This is a genomic window from Steroidobacter cummioxidans (genome assembly GCF_003104955.1).
Window position 1 is genome coordinate 56334 of record NZ_LSRW01000104.1, and the last position, 6941, is coordinate 63274.

At 62.1% G+C, this 6941-nt stretch carries 8 protein-coding genes; 1 reads left to right on the forward strand and 7 read right to left on the reverse strand.

All coding sequences use genetic code 11. The features are described from left to right. Positions 1-90 precede the first annotated feature (90 nt). Positions 91-720, forward strand: coding sequence for a LysE family translocator (locus D0550_RS32865; RefSeq protein ID WP_116813411.1), 630 nt, complete (start codon positions 91-93; stop codon positions 718-720). Between the two features lie 16 nt (positions 721-736). On the opposite strand, the gene D0550_RS32870 is transcribed toward D0550_RS32865, so the two are convergent. From D0550_RS32870 to D0550_RS32905, 7 genes are all read right to left on the reverse strand, one after another. Then, a complete protein-coding gene (locus tag D0550_RS32870; protein ID WP_116813412.1) occupies positions 737-1279 on the reverse strand; it encodes a response regulator transcription factor in 543 nt (180 codons plus the stop codon). 8 nt (positions 1280-1287) lie between these two features. Then, on the reverse strand, positions 1288-2604 hold the full coding sequence (locus tag D0550_RS32875; protein WP_206606689.1) for an ATP-binding protein: 1317 nt from the start codon (positions 2602-2604) through the stop codon (positions 1288-1290). After that, positions 2601-3293, reverse strand: a complete 693-nt coding sequence (locus D0550_RS32880) for an SURF1 family protein (RefSeq protein ID WP_241520993.1) — start codon at positions 3291-3293, stop codon at positions 2601-2603. Before D0550_RS32880 ends, D0550_RS32875 begins: the two co-directional genes overlap by 4 nt. A gap of 59 nt (positions 3294-3352) precedes the next feature. Continuing rightward, positions 3353-3703: a cytochrome o ubiquinol oxidase subunit IV gene (gene cyoD, locus D0550_RS32885; RefSeq protein ID WP_116813414.1), complete on the reverse strand. Its 351-nt coding sequence runs from the start codon at positions 3701-3703 to the stop codon at positions 3353-3355. Continuing rightward, the gene (gene cyoC, locus D0550_RS32890; RefSeq protein ID WP_116813415.1) at positions 3700-4332 is read right to left on the reverse strand and encodes a cytochrome o ubiquinol oxidase subunit III; all 633 of its coding nucleotides are present in this window, start codon (positions 4330-4332) and stop codon (positions 3700-3702) included. Before cyoC ends, cyoD begins: the two co-directional genes overlap by 4 nt. A 4-nt stretch (positions 4333-4336) precedes the next feature. Next, positions 4337-6346 (reverse strand): cytochrome o ubiquinol oxidase subunit I, encoded by a 2010-nt coding sequence (gene cyoB, locus D0550_RS32895; RefSeq protein WP_116813416.1) that lies wholly within the window; start codon positions 6344-6346, stop codon positions 4337-4339. Between the two features lie 231 nt (positions 6347-6577). Next, complete coding sequence (locus D0550_RS32905; protein ID WP_422664267.1) at positions 6578-6847, reverse strand: COX aromatic rich motif-containing protein; 270 nt, start codon at positions 6845-6847, stop codon at positions 6578-6580. Positions 6848-6941 lie beyond the last annotated feature (94 nt).

Sequence of the window (6941 nt, forward strand, 5' to 3'; positions counted from 1 at the left end):
GCGCAAGGACTTCAATGGCCGCAGCCGTCCGTGCGCACGAAATGGCGCGTCCGTAGTAGACTCGATTCGAGAACAACGACCTCGTGCCCCATGACCTTCGAAACATTGCTGGTTTTCTCCCTGGTCGCCTTCATTGGCATTGCCACGCCCGGACCGACAGTGTTGCAGGCCCTGACCAACGGGTCACGTTACGGCGTCCGGGCTTCGCTGGCCGGCATGGCGGGGGCGATGCTTTCGGATTTCGTGCTGATCGCGGCCGTAGCGATCGGGCTGGGCACCTTGCTGGCCACGTCCGCGTTCTGGTTCGGCGTCGTCAAGTGGGCGGGTGTTTCCTATCTTGCGTACATTGGCATCCGCCTGCTTCGCTCCAAGGGAACGTTGTCAGTGCAGGTCGGCGTCACACCGGGTCCACCGGCGTCGGCGGCGGCGCTGTTTGCCCGTAGTTTCCTGGTCGCCGTGACCAACCCCAAGGGCTATTTGTTCTTTTCCGCTTTTCTGCCGCAGTTCATCGTTCCTGCAGAGCCCCAGTTGCCGCAGTACACCGCCTTGGCATGCGCGTTCGTGACTATCGACTTCATGATAATGCTCGCATATGCCGCGGCCGGAATGCAGGCGATCAGACTGCTTCGAGAACAAGGCGCGCTGTGGCTCGATCGCGTGTGTGGCGGAGTACTGCTCACCCTGGCAGGGTCCTTGGCTCTGTATCGACGACAGGCTTAGCCCGTAACCATCCGCGCTACTTGACCTGACGCTTCAGCAGCTTTCGCGCCAACGTGCGGCGGTGAATGCCGAGGCGGCGAGCTGCTTCGGAAATATTGAAATCGGCGTCGGCCAGCGTCTGCTGGATGCGCTCCCATTCGAGCGTCTTGATGGTCGAGGGCCGCGTGCCGAGCTCTACATCCGTGTCGCCCTGCGTTTTGCCGAACGCCTTTTCGATATCGTCGGTGTTGGACGGCTTGGCCAGATAGTGACGAGCGCCGAGCTTGATCGCCTCCACCGCAGTGGCGATGCTGGCGAAGCCGGTGAGGACGACGATGTTCATTTCCTCATCGTGCGCATGCAATGTCTGCACGCACGCCAGGCCAGAGGCACCATTCAACTTTAAATCGACGACCGCAAAGCCCGGCGCTTCCGTCTTCAGCAGCTCGACCACATCGTCGTGGCTCGACGCGGTCAACACACGATACTCGCGACGCTCGAACGAGCGCTTCAGCGTACGCGCCAGCGCTTCGTCGTCCTCGACGATCAGCAACAATTTTTCAGCGCCCGGCTCGGTCATGATGAGTCTCAGCCCCGCTCTCTCTCTCGATACGCCAACGCGGCCAGCGGCAACTCGACCGTCACCGTGGCGCCGCCCGGCTGACGATTGTGCGCCGACACGCTGCCGCCGAGCTTGCGAATGACATTGACGACCAGGAACAGGCCAAGCCCGCCGCCGCGCCGTCCCTTGGTCGAGTTGTAGGGCTTGCCGAAATTCTCCAGCATCTGCGGCGTGAAGCCCGGCCCCAGATCGAGCACTTCGATCCGCAGCATGTCACCCCGCCGTTCGACGTTCAATCGGATCCAGCCCGGCGAAACCTCGAAAGCGTTGTCGAGCAGATTGGTCACCACCTGCTTGAGCGTCGGATCCGACACGATCCTCATGTCCTCGCCCAACGCGCCCACGCCCGCATGATATTGGAGTGTTCCGCTCGGTCGGCCGTCGGACCAGTCGCGGGCGATCTCGTCGAGGAATCGATGCAGCGAAGTCACGACCGGCGCCTCGCCACGCGCCTCGCCTGCCGACAGCAGGATGCCACTGAGAATGCTTTTGCAACGACCGATCGCAGCCTGCATTTCCAGCAGTTCCTGCAGCATGTCCGGATGCTGGGCAATCTCCGGCATGCGCCGCCAGTCGCCCAGGATCACCGACACCGAGGCCAGCGGTGTGCCCAATTCATGAGCGGCGCCCGAGGCCAGCAGACCCAGTCGCACGATGTGGTCCTCCTCTTCGGCGCGCCGCTTCAACTCGACCAGATAGGTATCGCGCTCCTGCAGATTGCGCCACATGCGGCTGATGAAGACCACGAGCAACACGGCGCCCAGCACGAAACAAACAAACATGCCGAGGATGTGCAGCCTCAACAGGCTGGTCGAGGGCTGCACTTCCAGTGGCTGATTGATGCCGATCAATGCCACAAAGGCGACGCAGGTCACCACGACGATGAGCCACGCGCCGAGGCCCGGCAACAACACCGCCGCCAGCGCGATCTGCAATAGATAAAGTGCCGTGAACGGATTGGTGGCGCCGCCACTGAAGTACAGCTGAATCGTGAGCGCAGCCACATCCAGCAGCAAGGCGGCAAACAGCGCCTGACTGCTGATGTGCAGATGCTGCCGCAGCCACACGTGACTGAGCGCGTTGAGCGCCAGCAACGCGGCGAGGACCATCGCCATCTCCGCCAGCGGCAAGGAAATGCGCAGCCCATAGTGCACGACCGCGATCGTCACCACCTGCCCCAGCACGGCGATCCAGCGCAACTGGATCAGCAGCGCCAGATTCTTGCGATTCGCGGTATCGATGTGGGACGGAGCCTGGGACTCGGTCAGGGCAAGGGAATTCACGTTATCTGGGGCCTTCGCAAGCGCCACTCGTGGCGGATCACCAGGCCGGTGCCGGCGATCAACATCAATGCCAGCCCGAACCAGGTGAGCGCATACTGCAGGTGGCTGTTGGAAAATGCGATCACGGTGAGGCCGCCGATGGGGGCGCCGGGGATTTCGGGGTGCAGCGCCTCGGCATCGATGAAATAAGGCGCCACGTCGCTCAGGCCTCGCGCAGCCGCGATTGCCGTTACGTCGCGCGAGTACCAGCGATCGCTCGCCGGCTCATTGGCTCGCAGATACCCTCCGCCCGGCTCGCTCAGACGCAGCAGTCCCGTCACGCGGGTCTCGCCCTCGATCTGACCTTGCGGTCGACTGGCAGGATCGCGATACGGGAATGGCACGAAGCCGCGATTGATCAGGACGGTGTAGCCGGCGTCGGTCACGAGCGGCGTCAGCACCCAGAACCCGCCGCCGAGTTCGGTCACGGCCTGCACCAGCGTTTCCCGATCGTTCCGATAGTGGCCTTGCACGGCAACGCGGCGATATTCGCTGCTGGCCCGATCGACATTGGGCCACTGCTCACGGCCCGGCGCCGCAACGGGCGGTGCGTGGACCCGCTGCTCGACGCGCTCGATCAGGTCCCGCTTCCAGGCCAGCCGGTGCACCTGCCAGACGCCCAGGCCGATCAGCACGCCAATACCGGCCAACGCCGCGATCAGTACGATCGCAAGCTGGAACGGCGACAGCGGCGGACGAGCCGAGATGCTCAGAGCGGCTGACTGGCCTCGTGCTTGGGCATCATGTTGGTGTCCATGTGATACATCACCCATAGCGAACCGGCGAGCGTGATGACGACCAGGATCAGCGTAAAGACCAACGAGGTCAGCGTCCAGCCGTCCTCGCTCTTGGGCGTCATGTGCAGGAAGTAGACCATGTGCACCACCATCTGCACGGCGGCGAACGCCATGATGACGAAGGCGATGGTGGTCTTGCTCAAGGACACATCGCCCATCACCAGGTAGAACGGGATCGCGGTCAGGATGACCGACAGAATGAACCCGGTGACGTATTCCTTGAGCGTGCCGTGCGGCTCGGATGCGTGTTCGTGAGCGCTCATCGCAGCATGCCCATCAGATAGACGAAGGTGAAGACGCCGATCCAGATCACGTCCAGGAAGTGCCAGAACAGGCTCAAACAGGCCAGCCGCCGTGCGTTCGCTTTGTTCAGCCCGTGCTTGCCGATCTGCACCATCAGCGTGATCAGCCACACCAGGCCTACGGCCACGTGCAACCCGTGCGTGCCGACCAGCGTGAAGAACGCCGACAGGAACGCGCTGCGCTGAGGCGTCGCGCCCTGATGAATCATGTGCGCGAACTCGTACAGCTCGATGCCCAGGAAGGCGGCGCCGAACAGTCCGGTGACGACCAGCCACGCTCGCGTCGCCGCCACATTCTTCCGGTAGGACGCCAGCATGGCGAAGCCAAACGTGATCGAAGAGATCAGCAGCATCGCGGTATTGAGCGCGACCAAGGACAGATCGAACAGATCTTTCGGCCCCGGCCCCGCCGCCAAGTTGCCGCCCAGCACGCCATAGGTGGCGAACAGCACCGCGAAGATGAGGCAGTCGCTCATCAGATAGATCCAGAAACCCAGCAGCGTGCTGCCGCCGGCTTCGTGATCGTGCTCGTCTTGCAGATGGAACAGCGTGCGAGCCGCCGCTTGTTCGCTGGTCAGTGCGTGTCCCATTCGCTCAGCTCCGCACCGCCGCCAGCAGCCGCGTGCGCTCGTCTTCGGCGCGGACCACGTCTTCCAGGCTCAAGTGATATTCCCGCTTGTAGTTGAAGGTGTGATAGATCGTGAAGCCGACCAGGCCGATGAAGCTCGCAATCGCCAGCCACCACATGTACCAGACCATGGCGAAGCCGAACACCGTGCTCAGCACCGCGAGGATGAAGCCCGCGCCGGTGTTCGCCGGCATGAGAATCGCCCTGAAGCCCGACAACGGGCGCTGATAGCCGCGCTGTTTCATGTCCCACCAGGCGTCGCCGTCATGAATGACCGGCGTGAACGCGAAGTTATAAACAGGCGGCGGCGACGAGGTAGCCCACTCCAGCGTGCGTCCATCCCACGGATCGCCGGTCGTGTCGAGCAACTCGTTGCGCTTGCGGAAGCTCACATAGAACTGCACCACCATCGCACCGATGCCGATCGCGATGAGAACCGCGCCCACCGCCGCGATCTGGAACCAGATCTGCAACGACGGATCCTCGAAGTAGCGCAGCCGACGGGTCACGCCCATCAGACCGAGCACGTACAACGGCATGAACGCCACCCAGAACCCGATCACCCAGAACCAGAACGACACCAGGCCCCAGAACCGATCCAGCTTGAAGCCGAACGCCTTCGGGAACCAGTAGTTGATGCCGGCGAACAAGCCGAACAGCACGCCACCGATGATGACGTTGTGGAAGTGCGCGATCAGGAACAGGCTGTTGTGGAGCACGAAGTCGGCCGGCGGCACCGCCAGCAGCACGCCCGTCATGCCACCGATCACGAACGTGAGCATGAAGGCCACGGTCCACATCATCGGCAGCTCGAAACGGATGCGCCCGCGATACATCGTGAAGATCCAGTTGAAGAGCTTCGCTCCCGTCGGAATCGAGATGATCATGGTCGTGATGCCGAAGAACGAGTTCACGCTCGCGCCCGAGCCCATCGTGAAGAAGTGATGCAGCCACACGATGTACGACAGGATGGTGATGACGACCGTCGCGTACACCATGGAGCTGTAGCCGAACAGTCGCTTGCCGCTGAACGTCGAGGTGACTTCGGAGAACACGCCGAACAGCGGCAGGATCAGGATGTACACCTCCGGATGGCCCCAGATCCAGATGAGGTTGACGTACATCATCGGATTGCCGCCGAAATCGTTGGTGAAGAAGTTCGTGCCCACGTAACGATCCAGCGACAGCAGCACCAGCACCGCCGTCAGCACCGGGAAGGCCGCGACGATCAGCACGTTCGTGCACAACGACGTCCAGGTGAACACCGGCATCTTCATCAAAGTCATGCCGGGCGCACGCATCTTGATGATGGTTGCAAGCAAGTTGACGCCTGATAGCAGTGTTCCTACGCCTGCTATCTGTAGCGCCCATATGTAGTAGTCGACACCAACGTCGGGACTGTATTGAATGCCTGAGAGCGGCGGATACGCGAGCCAGCCCGTGCGTGCGAACTCACCGACGAACAGCGAGAACATGACCAGGATCGCACCTGCCGTGGTCATCCAGAAACTGAAGTTGTTGAGGAACGGGAACGCCACGTCGCGCGCGCCGATCTGCAGCGGCACGATGTAGTTCATCAAGCCCGTGACCAGCGGCATGGCCACGAAAAAGATCATTATCACGCCGTGCGCAGTGAAGATCTGATCGTAGTGATGCGCGTTGAGATAGCCCTCGGAGCCGCCGAACGCGATCGCCTGCTGCAATCTCATCATGATGGCGTCGGCGAAGCCACGCAGCAGCATGACGATGCCGAGGATCATGTACATGATGCCGATGCGCTTGTGATCGATCGTGGTGATCCACTCGCGCCACAGATAGCCCCACAACTGATAGCGCGTCACGCCGGCGAGCAACGCGATGCCACCGATCGCTACGGCAACGAAGGTCGCGACCAGAATGGGCTCATGCAACGGCAGCGCTGCAAGACTCAATCGGCCAAAGATCGGATCCAACACTGGCAACTCTGCTTGGGACATCATCAATTACCGCGAGCTCGTGGATCGACGCTGTCCGCGAGCAATGAACCGGACCGGCCGGACGCAGGCCGGGGCAGCCCCGCGCCTCGCAACGGCGAACGATCGACCTGTGGCAACAAGTCGTCTTCGAAAGTACGGACCGTAGGCGCCGCGCAGATGCCGATGACATGCGACTGGTCCGCGCCGAACACGGCGCGCGGCTGATCGCCCCGAAATGCCGGGCCACGTTTGTTAAAAGTTCCCCGCCAAGGCNCCCAGCCCGCCCCGCTGGTCGAGCGCCATCATGTCGTGCATGCACATCTTGCCGGGCTCGACGCACATGCCGACGATCAGGTCGTAGAGTTGTTTGTCCACCGTGGAGAAATAGCGCACCGGCTCGCGTTCCGACGGCTTCGCCAATTGCAAATAAGCGTCACGGGTCAGCGATTGTTGGGCGGCCCGCGCCGTCGTCACCCAGCGTTGAAACTCGGTGTCGCTCACACCGCGCACCTTGAATTTCATGCCCGAGAAACCCGCACCGCTGTAGTTGGTGGAAAATCCTTCCGAGTCGCCCGGCGCGTTCAACACACCTGTCTCTTATACACATCTCCGAGCC